The sequence below is a fragment of the Halobellus ordinarius genome, assembly GCF_031823395.1.
Lineage (GTDB): Archaea > Halobacteriota > Halobacteria > Halobacteriales > Haloferacaceae > Haloquadratum > Haloquadratum ordinarius.
Genome location: NZ_JAVQKJ010000022.1, coordinates 1 through 1,969 on the forward strand (window position 1 = coordinate 1; position 1,969 = coordinate 1,969).

At 58.6% G+C, this 1,969-nt stretch carries 1 tRNA gene and 1 rRNA gene; both read left to right on the forward strand.

Annotation, left to right across the window (positions count from 1 at the left end):
- Window positions 1–191 precede the first annotated feature (191 nt).
- Window positions 192–1,664: ribosomal RNA gene (locus RJT48_RS20570) — 16S ribosomal RNA — on the forward strand.
- Between the two features lie 117 nt (window positions 1,665–1,781).
- Window positions 1,782–1,853, forward strand: a tRNA-Ala gene (locus tag RJT48_RS20575).
- Window positions 1,854–1,969 lie beyond the last annotated feature (116 nt).

Consider the following 1,969-nt stretch of genomic DNA (forward strand, 5'->3'; position numbering starts at 1 on the left):
GAGATGAGGATTCCACCCCTGCGGTCCGCCGTACAGATGGGATCTGATGTTAGCCTTGGTGGTTCGGTGACACCTGTCTGGTGGCACTGAACGACCAACGAACGGACCACGCAATGAAGTGATTTGATGGTGATTCCCTTCCCTCTGGGAAGGAATCCCGCCACACCCTCTTCCCCTCACGGGGAAGAAACATTCCGGTTGATCCTGCCGGAGGCCATTGCTATCGGAGTCCGATTTAGCCATGCTAGTCGCACGAGGGTAACCTCGTGGCGGATAGCTCAGTAACACGTGGCCAAACTACCCTACAGAGCGGGACAACCTCGGGAAACTGAGGCTAATCCCGCATACGGCTCTCAGGTTTGAACGACAGAGAGTTCCAAATGCGTCAGCGCTGTAGGATGTGGCTGCGGCCGATTAGGTAGACGGTGGGGTAACGGCCCACCGTGCCCATAATCGGTACGGGTTGTGAGAGCAAGAGCCCGGAGACGGTATCTGAGACAAGATACCGGGCCCTACGGGGCGCAGCAGGCGCGAAACCTTTACACTGCACGCAAGTGCGATAAGGGGACTCCGAGTGCGAGGGCATATCGTCCTCGCTTTCGTGTACCGTAGGGTGGTACACAAACAAGAGCTGGGCAAGACCGGTGCCAGCCGCCGCGGTAATACCGGCAGCTCGAGTGATGGCCGATCTTATTGGGCCTAAAGCGTCCGTAGCTGGCCTCGCAAGTCCGTCGGGAAATCCACACGCTCAACGTGTGGGCGTCCGGCGGAAACTCCGAGGCTTGGGACCGGAAGGCTCGAGGGGTACGTCCGGGGTAGGAGTGAAATCCTGTAATCCCGGACGGACCACCGATGGCGAAAGCACCTCGAGAAGACGGATCCGACAGTGAGGGACGAAAGCTAGGGTCTCGAACCGGATTAGATACCCGGGTAGTCCTAGCCGTAAACGATGCTCGCTAGGTGTGGCACAGGCTACGCGCCTGTGCTGTGCCGTAGGGAAGCCGAGAAGCGAGCCGCCTGGGAAGTACGTCTGCAAGGATGAAACTTAAAGGAATTGGCGGGGGAGCACTACAACCGGAGGAGCCTGCGGTTTAATTGGACTCAACGCCGGACATCTCACCAGCTCCGACTACGGTAATGACGGTCAGGTTGATGACCTCATCACGAGCCGTAGAGAGGAGGTGCATGGCCGCCGTCAGCTCGTACCGTGAGGCGTCCTGTTAAGTCAGGCAACGAGCGAGACCCGCACTCCTAATTGCCAGCAGCAGTTTCGACTGGCTGGGTACATTAGGAGGACTGCCAGTGCCAAACTGGAGGAAGGAACGGGCAACGGTAGGTCAGTATGCCCCGAATGAGCTGGGCTACACGCGGGCTACAATGGTCAGGACAATGGGTCGCAACCGCGAAAGCGGGCGCTAATCTCCGAAACCTGATCGTAGTTCGGACTGAGGGCTGAAACTCGCCCTCACGAAGCTGGATTCGGTAGTAATCGCATTTCACAAGAGTGCGGTGAATACGTCCCTGCTCCTTGCACACACCGCCCGTCAAAGCACCCGAGTGAGGTCCGGATGAGGCTGTCGCAAGACAGTCGAATCTGGGCTTCGCAAGGGGGCTTAAGTCGTAACAAGGTAGCCGTAGGGGAATCTGCGGCTGGATCACCTCCACAGACCGGGATCAGGCCGACGGCCTGACCCACCTTTCACACTCATCACTTCCAGCGTGACCGATCGTTGGCACGCCACTGTCACCAGACAGGCACTTTAGAACCACCAAGGCTAACAGGGCCCGTAGCTCAGCGGTAGAGCACCTCCTTTGCAAGGAGGACGCCCTGGGTTCAAATCCCAGCGGGTCCATCGCCCACTCCACTCGACGCAGAACGTGCCCCTTAAGTGGGGCAACCAACTCGACTGGAGTGGACACGAACTGATGCACTATCCCGTGAAAGCGCGGATAGGAAGGGTTCGACGGG